Annotated in this window: 11 protein-coding genes; 5 read left to right on the top strand and 6 right to left on the bottom strand. The window is 75.5% G+C overall.

What is annotated here, in order from left to right:
* Window positions 1-52 precede the first annotated feature (52 nt).
* A complete protein-coding gene (locus DER29_RS21695) occupies window positions 53-1,099 on the top strand; it encodes a LacI family DNA-binding transcriptional regulator (RefSeq protein WP_121399534.1) in 1,047 nt (348 codons plus the stop codon).
* Between the two features lie 62 nt (window positions 1,100-1,161).
* Window positions 1,162-2,841: a glycoside hydrolase family 13 protein gene (locus tag DER29_RS21700; protein ID WP_121399535.1), complete on the top strand. Its 1,680-nt coding sequence runs from the start codon at window positions 1,162-1,164 to the stop codon at window positions 2,839-2,841.
* Between the two features lie 74 nt (window positions 2,842-2,915).
* Here the strand turns inward: DER29_RS21700 and DER29_RS21705 are convergent, their stop codons facing one another.
* The 4 genes from DER29_RS21705 to xylA all read right to left on the bottom strand — a co-directional run bounded on the left by DER29_RS21705 (window position 2,916) and on the right by xylA (window position 8,197).
* Window positions 2,916-4,340, bottom strand: coding sequence for an MFS transporter (locus DER29_RS21705; protein ID WP_121399536.1), 1,425 nt, complete (start codon window positions 4,338-4,340; stop codon window positions 2,916-2,918).
* A 62-nt stretch (window positions 4,341-4,402) separates the two neighbouring features.
* A complete protein-coding gene (locus tag DER29_RS21710; RefSeq protein ID WP_199729497.1) occupies window positions 4,403-5,506 on the bottom strand; it encodes a DUF5925 domain-containing protein in 1,104 nt (367 codons plus the stop codon).
* A gap of 40 nt (window positions 5,507-5,546) precedes the next feature.
* Window positions 5,547-6,998, bottom strand: a complete 1,452-nt coding sequence (gene xylB / locus DER29_RS21715; RefSeq protein ID WP_121399537.1) for a xylulokinase — start codon at window positions 6,996-6,998, stop codon at window positions 5,547-5,549.
* Window positions 6,999-7,009: 11 nt separating this feature from the next.
* Complete coding sequence (gene xylA, locus DER29_RS21720; protein ID WP_121399538.1) at window positions 7,010-8,197, bottom strand: xylose isomerase; 1,188 nt, start codon at window positions 8,195-8,197, stop codon at window positions 7,010-7,012.
* Window positions 8,198-8,272: 75 nt separating this feature from the next.
* Between xylA and DER29_RS21725 the strand changes: the two genes are divergently transcribed.
* Window positions 8,273-9,511: an ROK family protein gene (locus DER29_RS21725; RefSeq protein WP_233600097.1), complete on the top strand. Its 1,239-nt coding sequence runs from the start codon at window positions 8,273-8,275 to the stop codon at window positions 9,509-9,511.
* Between the two features lie 127 nt (window positions 9,512-9,638).
* The gene (locus DER29_RS21730; RefSeq protein ID WP_233600098.1) at window positions 9,639-11,297 is read left to right on the top strand and encodes a PP2C family protein-serine/threonine phosphatase; all 1,659 of its coding nucleotides are present in this window, start codon (window positions 9,639-9,641) and stop codon (window positions 11,295-11,297) included.
* 81 nt (window positions 11,298-11,378) lie between these two features.
* Here DER29_RS21730 and DER29_RS21735 read toward each other — a convergent pair whose 3' ends face one another.
* A complete protein-coding gene (locus DER29_RS21735; RefSeq protein WP_121399540.1) occupies window positions 11,379-11,912 on the bottom strand; it encodes a MarR family winged helix-turn-helix transcriptional regulator in 534 nt (177 codons plus the stop codon).
* Window positions 11,913-12,008: 96 nt separating this feature from the next.
* Here DER29_RS21735 and DER29_RS21740 point away from each other — a divergent pair, with 96 nt between their 5' ends.
* The gene (locus DER29_RS21740) at window positions 12,009-13,139 is read left to right on the top strand and encodes a PP2C family protein-serine/threonine phosphatase (protein WP_121400104.1); all 1,131 of its coding nucleotides are present in this window, start codon (window positions 12,009-12,011) and stop codon (window positions 13,137-13,139) included.
* Between the two features lie 32 nt (window positions 13,140-13,171).
* On the opposite strand, the gene DER29_RS21745 is transcribed toward DER29_RS21740, so the two are convergent.
* Window positions 13,172-14,653 (bottom strand): sugar transferase, encoded by a 1,482-nt coding sequence (locus DER29_RS21745; RefSeq protein WP_121399541.1) that lies wholly within the window; start codon window positions 14,651-14,653, stop codon window positions 13,172-13,174.
* Between the last annotated feature and the right edge of the window lie 172 nt (window positions 14,654-14,825).

Here is a 14,825-nt window from a genome sequence, read left to right on the forward strand (position 1 = left end):
GCCGCCGCCGGGCCAACCGGCGGCGGCGGAGCCGGGCGGAGCGGGGGATAGCGTGACGAAGATCGACGATGTCGCACGCCTGGCCGGGGTCTCCACCGCCACCGTCTCCCGGGCGTTGCGCGGGCTGCCGACGGTCTCGGCCGCGACCCGGCGCCGGGTGCTCGCGGCGGCCGAGCAACTGGAGTACGCCGTCTCGCCGAGCGCCTCGCGGCTGGCCGGCGGGCGCACCGGCACGGTCGCCGTCGTGGTCCCCCGGATCACCCGGTGGTTCTTCGGCACCGTCGTCGAGGCGGTCGAGGACATCCTCCAGCAGGCCGGCTACGACCTGCTGCTCTACAACCTCGGCGGGCGGGAGCAGGTCCGGCAGCGGGTGCTGCGCACCGCCAACCTGCACAAGCGCGTCGACGCGATCATGCTGGTCGCCACGCCGCTGCGGCCCGCCGACCTGACCGCCCTGACGAAGCTGAAGCTGCCCGGGGTGACCATCAGCTCCGGCACGGTGGTGCCCGGCTGGCCCTGCGTACGCATCGACGACGTGGGCGTCGCGTGGACCGCCACCCGGCACCTGCTCGACCTGGGGCACCGGCGGATCGCCCACATCTCCGGCGACCCGGACGACGAACTGGCCTACACCACCCACCTCGACCGGCGGCGCGGCTACCGGCAGGCGCTGCGCGACGCCGGGATGGTCCCCGATCCCGGCCTCGACGTGGAGTCGCAGTTCACCATCAGCGGCGGTACGCGGGCCACCGAGGAACTGCTCCGGCGCGGCGACCCGCCGACGGCGATCTTCGCGGCCTGCGACGAGATGGCGATGGGGGCGATGACCGCGCTGCGCGACGCCGGCCTGCGGGTGCCGCAGGACGTCAGCGTGATCGGCGTCGACGACCACGACCTGGCCAGCGTCCTCGGGCTGAGCACGATCGCCCAGCCGGCGGCGGAGCAGGGCCGGCTCGCCACCCGGATCCTGCTCGACCCGCTGCACGGCCGGGCCCTGCCGCCGGGGAGCAACCCCTATCTCGACACGCCGGGGTCACCGGTGATCCTGCCCACTCGGCTGATCGTGCGTGAATCGACCGCACCGCCCCGGGCACACTAAACGGAAAAACCGCCGACGCCCGGCAGCATCCGACCGTCCGGCTCGACACACGGGAGAAGGCCCTGAACAGCAACCCGACGCACCACCAGGACACGCCCGCCGGCCCGGCCACCGGTTGGTGGACCAGGGCCACCATCTACCAGGTCTATCCGCGCTCCTTCGCCGACTCCGACGGCGACGGGATCGGCGACCTGCCCGGCATCACCGCCCGCCTGGACCACCTCGTGGAACTGGGCGTGGACGCGCTCTGGCTGTCGCCGTTCTATCCGTCCCCGCAGGCCGACGCCGGGTACGACGTGGCCGACTACCGCGACGTGGACCCCCTCTTCGGCACCCTCGCCGACGCCGACCGGTTGATCGCCGAGGCGCACTCGCGCGGGCTGCGGGTCATCGTCGACCTGGTGCCCAACCACACGTCGTCGGCACACCGGTGGTTCGCCGCGGCGCTCGCCGCCGCCCCCGGCAGCCCGGAGCGCGACCGCTACATCTTCCGCGACGGCCGGGGGCCGGACGGCGCGCAGCCCCCGAACGACTGGCAGAGCGTCTTCGGCGGGCCGGCCTGGACCCGCGTCACCGAGGCCGACGGCCGCCCCGGCCAGTGGTACCTGCACCTGTTCGACTCCGGTCAGCCCGACCTCAACTGGGACAACCCCGAGGTGCGGGAGGAGTTCCTGGAGGTGCTCCGGTTCTGGCTGGACCGCGGCGTCGACGGCTTCCGCGTCGACGTGGCGCACGGCCTGATCAAGCAGGCCGACCTGGCCGACTGGCAGGAGCCGCAGGAGATCCTCTCCGGTCAGGAGATCGACAAGCCGCGCCCGCCGATGTGGGACCAGGAGGGCGTGCACGAGATCTACCGGGACTGGCGGCGCCTGCTGGACGGCTACCCGGACGAGCGGATCCTGGTCGCCGAGGCGTGGGTCGAGCCGGCCGAGCGGCTGGCCCGCTACGTCCGCCCGGACGAGATGCACCAGGCGTTCAACTTCGAGTACCTGCTGGCCGCCTGGACCGCCCCCGCCCAGTACGCGGTGATCACCCGCTCGCTGGAGGCCACCGACGCCGTCGGCGCCCCGACCACCTGGGTGCTGTCCAACCACGACGTGGTCCGGCACGCCTCCCGGTTGGGGCTGCCGATGACCGGCAAGCGGCCCAACGGCATCGGCATCGGCGACCCGCAGCCGGACACCGCGCTCGGCCTGCGCCGGGCCCGGGCGGCCACGCTGCTGATGCTCGCCCTGCCCGGCTCGGCCTATCTCTACCAGGGCGAGGAGCTGGGCCTGCCGGAGCACACCACGATGCCCGACGAGGCCCGGCAGGACCCGACCTGGGCGCGCGGCGGGCACACCGAGCGGGGTCGCGACGGCTGTCGGGTGCCGATCCCGTGGGAGGCCGACGCCCCGTCGTACGGCTTCGGGCCGACCGACGCGAGCTGGCTGCCGCAACCGTCGCTCTGGGCGGAGTACGCCCTGGACCGGCAGCGGGACACGCCCGGCTCGACGTACGAGCTGTACCGGACGGCCCTGCGGCTGCGCCGCGAGCACGGACTCGGCGAGGGCACGCTGGAATGGCTCGCCTCCGGCGACGAGGTGCTCTCGTTCCGCAACGGCGCGCTGACCGTACTGACCAACTTCGGCGACGCCGCCGTGCCGCTGCCCGCCGGGTCCGAGCTGGTGCACGCCAGCGCCCCGTTGGACGCCGACGGCGCCGTGCCCACCGACGTGACGGTCTGGGTCCGCCCGGCCTGACGCGGCAGGAGTCCCTCGGGCAGCGCCACACGCTGCCCGGGGGACCCTCCTCGTGTCCCGGTCGGCCCGTACGCCTACAGGCGCTCGGCGCGGTCGTGCAGCAGGTCCCGCACGTCGCCGATGTCGCCCGGCGAGGTCCGCGAGGCCAGCCAGTACATGACGCCCGTCGGGATGAAGAAGAGCTGGAAGGCCGCCAGCCCGACGGCGTAGTTCAGCGGCGGCGGGAAGGCCGCCCGCAGGCCGTGGAAGGCCACCCCGACCAGCCCGTTGCCGGCCGCCCGGCCGACGCCGTTGACCAGGTTGCCGAGGCTGTAGACGGTGCCCCGGTGCTCCGGCGGGTTGACGTCGGCGATCAGGGCGAACCAGTTCGGCGAGTTGGCCGAGGTGAGCGCCAGCGCCACCACGGCGGTGAGCAGGCTCAGCCCGACCGTCGGCTCGGTGAACACGCTGGCCAGCACCGCCCGCACCACCGAACCGGCGCCGGCGCCGTCCGGCACGTCGATGCGGATCGGCACGAAGAAGAGCACCAGGTAGAACGGCAGCGCCGCGAGGATGCCGACCGCCGCGACCAGCGCCCGGCCCCGGGGCGTACGCCGTTGCAGCGCGTCGCCGACCAGCCCGCCCACGATGGAGAGCACCCCGCCGAGCTGGAACAGCGTGGCGAAGACGCTGCCCACGACCACGGCGGTGGCGGCGGAGTAGCCCTGGTCCTCGGCCCGCTCGGCGAAGAGCACCGGCAGCCAGACCAGCGACCCGAAGGCCGCCTGGGCGGTGAGGCCTTGGAGGATCAGCCAGCGGTTCGTGCGCCGGCCCAGGATCCTCGGCAGGTCCGCCCGGCTGATCCGGTAGTCGTACTCGGCGCCGGTGGCGAGCGCGTCAGCCAGCTCCGGCTCGCTCTGCCCGCGCCGGATGTCGTAGGTGAACAGGTAGGCGAGGGTCGCCGCGAGGCCGACCACGGTCAGCAGCAGGAACGGCCGTCGCCAGTCGGCCGCCCCGAGCAGCCCGCCGACCAGCGTGCCGGCCAGCGTGCCGACGCCCTGGGACAGCCCCCAGAAGCTCATCACCAGCCCTCGGCGGCGGGGCGAGATCAGGTCGGTGACGACCGAGAAGCCGACGGAACCGACCGCGCCCAGCCCGACCGCCGCCACGATCTGCGCGGCCAGGAAGGCGGGATAGTTCACCGCGACCGCGCTGCCGCCCGTGCCGAGCGCCCAGATCAGCGTGCCGACCATCAGCAGCGGCTTGCGGTTCGCGCGGTCACCCACGTACGCCCAGCCCACCGCGGCCACCGCGCTGGCCAGGAAGCTCACGGCGGTGACCAGGCCGAGCAGCCGCTGCGGCACGTCGAAGGCGGCGGAGATGGGCCCGTACAGCGGGGGCACCAGACCGATCGCCACGTTGTCCAGCGAGGCGAGCAGCACGAAGACCACGACGCTGTAGAACCGGTGCGCGGGCGTCCCGCCCCGGGCCCGCGCCGGCCCGCCCCTGGTCAAGGTCATGAGCGGCAGCCAACCAGGATCAGGTCACGAGCGGGTGACGACGCGCGGGCGCGCCGGGGCGCTCAGAGGTAGCCGCCGATCGCGGGCGGGGCGGCGGGCGCGGCCGGCGTGCCCGCCCGCAGCGCGTACAGCTCGGCGAGGGTGGCGCCCTGGGGCGGCACCCCCGCCGCCGTGCCCAGCCACCCGGTCGCCTCCTCGTACGACAGCGGGCCCACCTCGATCCGGGCCAGGCAGCGCCCCGGGCGGACCACCGCCGGGTGCAGCCGGGACAGGTCCTCGTTCGTGGTGATCGCGACGAGCACGTCGCGCCCCTGCCCGAGCAGCCCGTCGGTCAGGTTGAGCAGCCGGGACAGCGCCTGCCCGGCGGCCTGCTTCGCCTCGCCCCGGATCAGCTCGTCGCAGTCCTCCAGGATGAGCAGCCGCCACCGGCGGCCCGTCCCCTGCTCGCCGTCCTCGTCCCCGACCGCCACCTCGGACAGGTACGCCGTGTCCGCGAAGAGCACGTCCGGGTCGAGCACGGCGTCGACCTGGCACCAGTCGTGCCACTGGCGGGCGAGGGCGCGCAGCGCGGTGGTCTTTCCCGTCCCGGGCGCCCCGTGCAGCAGCACCAGTCGGCCGGAGAGGCGCTCCGGGGTGGTCGCCATCAGCTCGTCGAGCGCGCCGCGGGCCGCCGCTGCGTAGTTCGGCCGGATCGCCGCCCACTCCGGCGCGGCGATGGCGCGTACGTCGCGCTGGCTGCCCCGCCGGGGGTTCTGGTGCCAGAAGCCGATCCGGCCGGCGCCCGGATCCTCCGGTTCGGCGGCGCCGTCGACGATCCGGTCGAGGGTCGCGCGACCCACCTCCTCGGAGACCGCCGTGACCGTCACCTCCGCGCCGCGCCCCTTCCAGGTGACCACCCGGGCCGTCCAGCCGTCGCCGGCCAGCAGGCGGGACTTCTGCCGGTTCTCGACCGCCGTGCGCAGCAGCCGCCCGTCCGGGGCGGTCAGCGGCGCGTCGGGGCGCACCCGGGAGAGCCGGACGGTGTGCGACCACGGGTGCCGGCCGGTGACGAAGTCCGCCAGGACGAGCGCGTCGATGACGTCGCAGGGGGTGTCCGCGTCGTCGTACTGGAGCATCGAGGGAATGCCGGTGCCGGGCGCCTCGTCCGCTTCGGGGGTGGTTCGCATCCGTCGATGATCGCGAGCCGGAGCGCGCCCGTACAGTCGTTTACCCCGCCACGGCGTCGACCCGGTCGAGGAAGTGCTCGCGGGCTGCGGCGTACCGCTCCCGGATGGCGGGAACGGGGGCGGCGGCGTACTCCTCGGTGCCGTGGACGGACCACGTGGGGGGCGCCGCGCCGCCCAGGGCGACCCAGGCGGCCTGCCGCGCGGCGCCGTCGGCGACGTACTCGCCGGGCGGCGGGACGACCACCGGCACCCCGAGGACCTGCGGCGCGATCCGGCGTACGGCCGCCGAGCGGGCGCCGCCGCCGACCAGGATCACCCGGCGGACCGTGGCGCCCTGGGCGACGAGCGCGTCGAGACCGTCGGCGAGGGCGCAGAGCAGCCCCTCGACGGCGGCGCGCGCCAGGTGGGCCGCCGTCGAGGTGCGCAGGGTCAGCCCGTGCACGGCCCCGGACGCCAGCGGCCGGTCGGGCGTCCGCTCGCCCTCCAGGTAGGGCACCATGACCAGCCCGTCCGCGCCGGCGGGGGCGGAGAGCGCCAGCGCGGCCAGCTCGTCCAGGTCGACCCGGAGCATCGACGCGGCGGCGTCGAGCACCCGGGCCGCGTTGAGCGTGCATACCAGCGGCAGGAAGCGGCCGGTGGCGTCGGCGAAGCCGGCGACCGCGCCGCTCGCGTCGGCGGCCGGCGCGTCGGCGACGCTGAAGACGGTGCCGGAGGTGCCGATCGAGACGACGACGTCGCCCGGGCCGGCGCCGACGCCGAGCGCGGCGGCGGCGTTGTCCCCGGTGCCGGGGCCGAGCACCGCCCCGTCGGCGGGCAGGCCCCGCAGGGCGTCGGGGCGTACGGCGCCGGCCGGCTCCGCCGGGCCGAGCACCGTCGGCACGTGCGGCCGCCGGCCGAACGCGCGTTCCAGCAGGTCGAGGCGGTAGTCGCCGGTGGCCGGGGACCAGTAGCCGGTGCCGCTGGCGTCGCCCCGGTCGGTGCGCAGCGCCGCCAGTCCCGGCGCGCCGGCCAGCCGCCAGGTCAGCCAGTCGTGCGGCAGGCAGACCGCCGCCACCCGGGCCGCGCGCTCCGGCTCGTGCCGGGCCAGCCAGCGCAGCTTCGTGGCGGTGAAGCTGGCGACCGGCACGCTGCCCACCGCCTCCGCCCAGAAGCGACGGCCGGTCTCCCCGCCGCCGGCCTCCTCGACCAGCTCGGCGGCGGCCCCGGCGGAACGGGTGTCGTTCCACAGCAGCGCGGGCCGGACCACGTCGCCCGCCTCGTCGAGGCAGACCATGCCGTGCTGCTGGCCGGCGACGGAGACCGCCGCCACGTCGGCCAGCCCGCCGGCGGCGTCGACCGCCGCGCCCAGCGCGGCCCACCACGCCGCCGGGTCGACCTCGGTGCCGTCCGGGTGCGGCGCCCGGCCCTGCCGGAGCAGGGCGCCGGTCTCCGCGTCCCGGACGACCACCTTGCAGGACTGGGTCGAGGAGTCGACCCCCGCGACGATCGGCATCGCCGGCGGCCTCAGCGGGCGCCGAGCAGGTGCTCGACGGCGAGCTGGTTGAGCCGGACGAAGCCGAAGCCCTTCGCGGCGGCGGTGTCGACGTCGAACTCCTCGAACGCGGAACGGTCGGCGAGCAGGTCGACGTAGCCCTCTCCCGGCGCCAGCGTCGGCGTGCCCAGGTCGGCGACCCGGCTCGCGGCCAGCGCCTCGGCGACCTCCGGGTCCGCCCGGAACGCCGCCGCCCGCTCCTTGAGCAGGAGGTAGGTGCGCATGTTCGCCTCCGCCGACGCCCAGACGCCGGTCATGTCCTCGGTGCGCGAGGGCTTGTAGTCGAAGTGCCGGGGGCCGTCGTAGGCGGGCACCCCGCCGGGACCGCCGTGCTCCAGCAGGTCGACCAGGGCGAACGCGTTCAGCAGGTCGCCGTGGCCGAAGACGAGGTCCTGGTCGTACTTGACGCCGCGCTGGCCGTTGAGGTCGATGTGGAACAGCTTGCCCTGCCAGAGCGCCTGGGCGATGCCGTGGGCGAAGTTCAGGCCGGCCATCTGCTCGTGCCCCACCTCCGGATTGAGCCCGACCAGCTCGGGGCGGGCCAGGGTGGAGATGAAGGCCAGGGCGTGCCCGACGGTGGGCAGCAGGATGTCGCCGCGCGGCTCGTTCGGCTTGGGCTCGATGGCGAAGCGCAGGTCGTAGCCGGAGTCGACGACGTACTGGCAGAGCAGGTCGACGGCCTCCCGGTAGCGGTCCAGCGCGGCCCGGACGTCCTTGGCGAGGTCGTACTCGGCGCCCTCCCGGCCGCCCCACATCACGAAGGTGCGGGCACCGAGCTCCGCGGCGAGGTCGACGTTGCGCAGCACCTTGCGCAGCGCGTACCGCCGGACGTCGCGGTCGTTGCTGGTGAAGCCGCCGTCCTTGAAGACCGGGTGGGTGAAGAGATTGGTGGTCACCATCGGGACCACCAGGCCGGTCTCGTCGAGCGCCTTGCGGAAGCGGGCCACGTGCCGGTCGCGGGCGGCGGCGTCCGCGCCGAAGGGCACCAGGTCGTCGTCGTGGAACGTGATCCCGTACGCCCCCAGCTCGGCGAGCCGGTGCACCGCCTCGACCGGGTCCAGCTCGGGGCGGGTGGCGTCGCCGAACGGGTCGCGGGCCTGCCAGCCCACCGTCCAGAGGCCGAAGGAGAACTTGTCGGCGGGGGTGGGACGGGGTGCCATGGCAGACCTCCGAGGTGTCGTCCGCTATTTGTTCAGTGGTTGAATTATTTGGTCGGCCTGTGGCAGTGTCAAGGGGTGACCCGACCCGACGCCCCGCCCGGACCGGTGCGGCAGGGCAGCCTGCGCGAGTGGAACCTCGCCGTGGTGCTCGGCCGGATCGCCGCCGCCGACCGCCCGCCCTCCCGGGCCGAGCTGGCCGCCGGCACCGGCCTCACCCGGGCCACCGTCTCGGCCGTGGTGGAGGACCTGCTCGCCGGCCGGTTGGTCGCCGAGTCGGAGCCGACGCCCCGGACGGGCGCGGGACGGCCCTCGCGGGGCCTGGTGCTCGCCACGGACGGCCCGGCCGGGCTCGGCCTGGAGGTCAACGTCGACTACCTGGCCGCCTGCGTGGTCGACCTCGCCGGCCGGGTCCGCCACCACACCGTGCACCGCGCCGACCTGCGGCCCGTCTCCCCCGCCGAGGCGCTCGCCCGGCTGGCCGACCTGGCCGCCCACGCCCGCGCCGACGCCACCCGCGAGGGGCTCACCCTGGTCGGCGCGGCCCTCGCGGTGCCCGGCCTGGTCGACGACGCCGGCCTGGTCCGGCTCGCGCCGAACCTCGGCTGGCGCGACGTGCCCGTCCCCGCGCTGCTCGGCGGGGGTACGCCGCTGACCGCGCACGTCGACGGCGTACCGCCGCTGGTGGTCGACAACGAGGCCAACCTCGCCGCGCTGGGTGAGTTGCACGCCGGGCCGACCGGCCGGGCCAGCTTCCTGCACATCTCCGGCGAGGTCGGCATCGGCGCCGGGATCGTGCTCGACGGGTCCCTGTACCGGGGCGCGCGCGGCTGGAGCGGGGAGATCGGTCACCTCCCGATCCGGCCCGACGGCCCGCCGTGCCGGTGCGGCGGGCGCGGCTGCCTGGAGACGTACACCGGTCAGGAGGCGATCCTCGCCGCGGCCGGCCTCGCCGGCGCGGACCTTCCGGCGGACACCGCGACGACCCGGCTGGCCGAGCTGGCCGGGGCCGGCGACCCCGGCGCGCTGCGGGCCCTGGCCGAGGCCGGAACCGCGCTGGGGGTCGCCGTCGCCGGCGTGGTGAACCTGCTGGACCTGGACACCGTGGTGCTCGGCGGCGGGTACGCCCCGCTGGCGCCGTGGCTGCGCCCGCCGGTGCTCACCGAGATCTCCCGGCGGGTGCTCACCGCCGCGTGGTCACCGGTCACCGTCCGCCCGGCGGCCCTCGGCGCCGCCGCCGCGGCCGTCGGCGGGGCCGGTTCGGTGGCACGCCGGATCCTGGCCCGCCCGGCCGGCTGGCTGGCCCGTCCGGCCTGAGCCGGATTCCTCCGATGGCGGCGCTGCTGCGCCTCGGTACGCTTGCCCCGAGGCAACGACCCCCATCCGAGGAGTGCACGACCAGCATGCGCACAGGTCGACAGACCGGGGCGCCCGGCGAGCGGCGGTGACCACCGCCCCCGGGGGCGGTGGCACGGGCCCGGCCGACGGCGGGCAGCCCGCCCGCTCCCGCTCCGGCCCCACGCGCCCGGCCGGCTCCCGGCTCACCCGGGAGGTGCTCGACGGGCTGACCGAGGCGGTCGTGACCGCCGATCGGGCGGGGCTGGTGACCCTGGTCAACGCGATGGCGACCGCGCTCCTCCCCGAGGTCGTGCCCGGCACGGACCTGCGCACCTGCCCGATACCGGCCATGGCCCGGTCGGTGGGCGCCGGAGCGGACAGCTTCGACGCCGAACACGGCGGTCGCCGGCTGCGCGGAATACGACGCGACCTGCCCGACGGGCGGCACGCCTGGTACGTGCGGGACGTCACCGAGGAACACGCGCGCACCGAGGCGCTGAGTGTCGAGCGGTCCCGGACGACGTTCCTCGCCCAGGCCGGCAGCCGCCTCGGGCTGTCCCTCCAGCGCGAGCAGACGCTGCGGACCATCACGACCCTGCCCGTGCCCTACCTGGCCGACCTGGCCATGGTGGTCCACCTGCCGCCCCCGCCCGCGCAGGGCCAGCCGCACTGGATCCGGTACGACGGGGTCGATCCCGCCCCGGTGACGGGGCTGGCGACCTGGTCGCTGACCGGCTCGCTGCCCGGCCTGGCCGAGGCGCTGGCCGGGCACGCGGTCGGCCCGGCCCCGTGGCCGGACGGGGAGACGGCCGCCCTGTCCACCGTGCTTCCGCCCGGCTTCGGCCGGCCCGGCACCGTGCTGGTCAGTCCCATGCGGGGTGCCGGACGCACCACCGGCGCCCTGGTGCTGGTCCGCCGCGCCGGGCGGGCCGGCTTCGCCCGGCGCGACGTCGAGCTGGCCCGGGAGTTCGCCGCCCGCGCGGGCGCGGCCCTCGGCGCCGCCGAACTCTACGGCGAACAGGTCCACCTGGCCCGGGTGTTGCAGAACAGCCTGCTCCCGCCCGACCTGCCGGCCGTGCCGGGCGCCACGCTCGCCGGCGGGTACCGGGCGGCCGGGGACCGGCTGCGCATCGGCGGCGACTTCTACGATGTCTTCCCCATCCCCGGGGGCGCGATCTTCGCCCTCGGGGACGTGGCCGGCAAGGGCGTCGGCGCGGCCGTCCTCACCGGGCGGGTCCGCCAGTCCCTGCGGACCCTGCGCCTGGTCGAGCAACGGTCGCTGGAGTTGATGCGGCTGCTCAACCAGGCGCTCTTCGACGCCCCGGACGCGGCCCGGCGCAACCAGTTCACCACCCTGCTGCTCGGCACCCTCGACGCCGCGCCCGACGGCGGGTGCACCGTCCGGATCGCCGGCGGCGGCCACCCGTCCCCGCTGCTTCTCCGGGCCGACGGTGGGGTCGCCCCGGTCGCGGTCGGCGGGATGCCCGTGGGCGCGCTCGCCGCCGCCCGGTTCGCCGAGGCCGAACTCCGCCTCGTCCCGGGCGAGCTGCTGCTCGCGTACACCGACGGGGTGGTGGAGGCGCGCGGCGGCCCCGGCGGCCAGGAGATGTTCGGCGAGGAACGGCTGCGCGCGGCGCTGGCCTCGGCCGCCGGGGCGGCCCCGACCGCGCTGGTCGACCGGCTCCTCGAAACCGTCGACGAGTGGCTCGACGGGCAGAGCCAGGACGACATCGCGATGCTGGCCGTCGCGGCGGCACCGCCCTGACCGGCCGAACCGTCGCGGCCGGACGTGCCCGACCCCTTGGCGGAGCCGTCGACGCGGGAACGCGTGCTCCCTACGCCCGGGTCAGGCCGACCTGGCCACCCGCGGGGCGTCCCCCGGCCGCTCCTGCGTCGGTAGACCGACCGGGTGCTCGTGCGGCACCGCCGGCCATGGGTCGGCGGCCTCGACGGACTGCACGGAGGCGTTCCGGTGCCGCGCCGCCTCGTCGAACTCCCGCATGCCCCGCAGCAGGGCCTGCCGCCCCTCGTCGGTCATGTCGGCGAGGATCGCCGCGAGCTGCTGGCGCCGGTCGTCCCGCAGCTCGGCGAGGAGCCGGCGGGACTCGGGGGTGAGGTGCAGCGAGATCTCCCGCCGGTCGAACCGGCCGGGCTCCCGTTCCAGCATGCCCGCCGCCACCAGGCGGTCGCAGAGCCGGCTGGCGGAGGAGAGCAGCATGTCGAGCCCGGTGGCCAGGCCGCGGAGGTTGATCCCCTCGTGCTGCTCGACCAGCATGATCGCGCGCAACTGCGCGCCGGAGACGCGACTGGTCGTCCGCTCCCGCGCGGCCTCCCAGACCGTCAGCAGGGCGTCCGCCACCGTGTCGAGCTCGACGGCCATACTCGTCTCGGGTCCGGAGGGACCGTGCACATCCGCCATGGTGGGCCCGAGACTACTCCGAATCCACAGGTCTGGGCTCGTGACGAGGGAGTGACGATGAGCGAACCGGTCAACCGGGCACGGCAGGTCCTCAACGAGGCGCCCGCCGACCTGCTGCTGGACCGGATCGCCGGCGTCCTGGCCGCGGACTACGGGATCGCCCGGGTGGAACTGCTCCAGGTCGACTACCGGCTGGCGGCGCTGCTGCCGCTCGTCGGGGACGAGCCCGTCACCGCGCCGGGGCACCCCGCCTGGCGCTGCTTCGACCACCAGGCGCCGATCGTCGCCGACGACACCGGCTACGTCCCGGTGTCCATGCGCGGGGAACGCCGCGGCGTGCTGGTGGTGACTCCCGCGCCGGCCCGGCCGGCCGCGCTCGACGAGCTGACGGAGATCGCCACCGCGCTGGCCCACGAGATCGCCGCGGTCACCGCGGGCACGGACGTGTACCGGTCCGCGCGGCGTAGCAGGCGGCTCACCCTCGCCGCCGAGATGCAGTGGGAGATGCTCCCGGGCCGCAGCCGGACCCGCCCGTCGTTCAGCCTCGCCGGGCAGCTGGAACCGGCGTACGCGGTGCGCGGCGACAGCTTCGACTGGTCCGACGACGGCACCCGGGTCTGGTTGGCGACCATCAACGGCATGGGCGAGGGGGTGGCCGCCGCGATGCTCACCTCCCTCGCCACCCACGCGCTGCGCAACGCCCGCCGGTCCGGGCTCGGCCTCGCCGACCAGGCGGCCCTCGCCGACCAGGCGGTCTACGACCTGCACCGGGGAGACCAGCACCTCGCGGCGCTGCTGATGGAGCTGGACCTGCGCTCGGGGCTGCTCACCGTGGTCGACGCCGGGTCGCCCCGCCTCGTGCTGCTGCGCGACGGGCAGGTCCGGGAACTGCCGCTGGAGGCGCAGTTCCCGCTCGGCATGTTCGAGGCCACCGACTACCGGGAGCAGCGCTTCGAGCTGTGCCGCGACGACCGGCTCTTCGTGGTCAGCGACGGCGTCATCGACGCCACCGGGCAGGACGTCCGCTACGGCGAGACCGCGCTCGACCGGTTCCTGCGCCGGACCGGACCGATGGAGCCGCTGGACGCCGTCCGCTCGCTGATCGGCGACCTGCGCGCGTTCGTCGCCGGCGACCTGACCGACGACGCGGTGGTGGTGTGCCTGGACTGGACGGGCCCGAAGGACTGAGCGTCCGGCCGGCGACGGCGGGCTGGCGGCGCTCAGTACGCCCCGCGGCTGTTGACCACCGCGCCGAAGGTCTTCCAGAGGATCGTCAGGTCGGCCGCGAGCGACCAGTTCTCCACGTAGTAGAGGTCGAGCCGGATGCCGTCCTCCCAGCTCAGGTCGGAGCGGCCACTGACCTGCCAGAGCCCGGTCATGCCGGGCTTCACCAGCAGCCGACGGGCCACGTCGCCGTCGTAGCGGGCCACCTCCGAGGGCAGCGGCGGGCGGGGGCCGACCAGGCTCATGTGCCCGAGCAGGACGTTGACCAGCTGCGGCAGCTCGTCCAGCGACCACTTGCGCAGCAGCCGCCCGATCCGGGTCACCCGCGGGTCGTCGCGCATCTTGAACATCAGGCCGTCGGTCTCGTTGCGGGCGGCCAGCGCGGCCAGCAGGGCGTCGGCGTTGACCACCATGGTGCGGAACTTGTAGACGCCGAACTCCCGCCCGCCCTGCCCGACCCGGGTCTGCCGGAACAGCACCGGCCCCCGACTGTCGATCTTGATGGCCAGCGCGATGGCGGCCAGCAGCGGCAGCAGCAGCGTCAGGGCCACCGAGGAGACGGCCCGGTCGACGAAGCCCTTGACCAGCTTGCGGGCCCCGCGGAACTCGGGCGCCTCGACGTGGATCAGCGGCAGGCCGGCGACCGGCCGGGTATGGATGCGCGGGCCGGCGACGTCGGTCAGCGCCGGGGCCACCACCAGGTCGATGCCGGTGCCCTCCAGCTGCCAGCCGAGCCGGCGCAGGCGGGTGGCGGTCAGCTCGCCGGAGGCGGTCACCGCGACGGTGTCCGCGCCGATGGCGGTGGCCGCCTCGGGGATGCCCCGGAACGACCCGACCACCGGCACGTCGCCCAGCCGCTGCGCGACCGGGGCGAGCAGCGCGTCCGGGATGCAGGCGCCGACCACCTGGTAGCCCGCGTACGGCTCGCGCCGCAGGGTGTGCACCAGCTCCAGCACGTGCGCGGTGTCGCCGACCACCAGCACCTTGCGCGACCAGCCGGCGCCCTCGGAGCGCGCCCGGTGCAGCCGCTTGCGGGCGGCGAACCGGGCCAGTTCCAGGCCGAGCATGCCGACGGCGAACGAGATGCCGAGGAATCCCCGGGAGACGCCCACGTCGGCGATGTAGCCGGCGATCGCGATGCCGCCGGCGAGGCGCAGGCTGGCGGTGCCGACCCGCCGGTACTCGTCGGCGCCGTAGCCGAGGACGCGGTCGTCGTAGCAGCGCAGCACCCGCAGCGAGACCAGCCAGGCGAGGACCAGCCCAGGGGCGACCAGGACGTACGGGATCTTCGAGCCGCCGGGGGTGTCGCCGCCGAACCGGGCCACGTATCCGACGAGCACGGCGACGGTCAGGACGGTGGTGTCCAGCACCACCAGCGAGCGGACGTAGGCGCGCTCGCGGGTGCGGGCCGGCCCCGGCCGTGGCTCGTCCGGTCTCGACGACGTGCTGGCGGGGGTCAACAGCGTCGCTGAGGTCACCGGCCCTCCCCACTTCGGTCGCCGACGGCCCGTACGACGGGCCCGGGTCGCGGGTCGGCCGTAGGGGCACCAGGACATCGTGCCCCGGCGACCACGCTCGCCGATTGCTTCGGACGCATTACCGTCACTACTTTCCCCGAGGAACCCCTTGCGGGGAAAGGGCCCACGGCAC

It is taken from the genome of Micromonospora sp. M71_S20 (assembly GCF_003664255.1).
Lineage (GTDB): Bacteria > Actinomycetota > Actinomycetes > Mycobacteriales > Micromonosporaceae > Micromonospora.

Bases quoted from the DNA above. Each gene is read 5' to 3' on its own strand.
- xylA (WP_121399538.1), bottom strand. From the start codon at position 8,197: ATGGCACCCCGTCCCACCCCCGCCGACAAGTTCTCCTTCGGCCTCTGG.
- DER29_RS21735 (WP_121399540.1), bottom strand. From the start codon at position 11,912: ATGGCCGTCGAGCTCGACACGGTGGCGGACGCCCTGCTGACGGTCTGG.
- DER29_RS21710 (WP_199729497.1), bottom strand. From the start codon at position 5,506: ATGCGAACCACCCCCGAAGCGGACGAGGCGCCCGGCACCGGCATTCCC.
- DER29_RS21705 (WP_121399536.1), bottom strand. From the start codon at position 4,340: ATGACCTTGACCAGGGGCGGGCCGGCGCGGGCCCGGGGCGGGACGCCC.
- DER29_RS21740 (WP_121400104.1), top strand. From the start codon at position 12,009: ATGAGCGAACCGGTCAACCGGGCACGGCAGGTCCTCAACGAGGCGCCC.
- xylB (WP_121399537.1), bottom strand. From the start codon at position 6,998: ATGCCGATCGTCGCGGGGGTCGACTCCTCGACCCAGTCCTGCAAGGTG.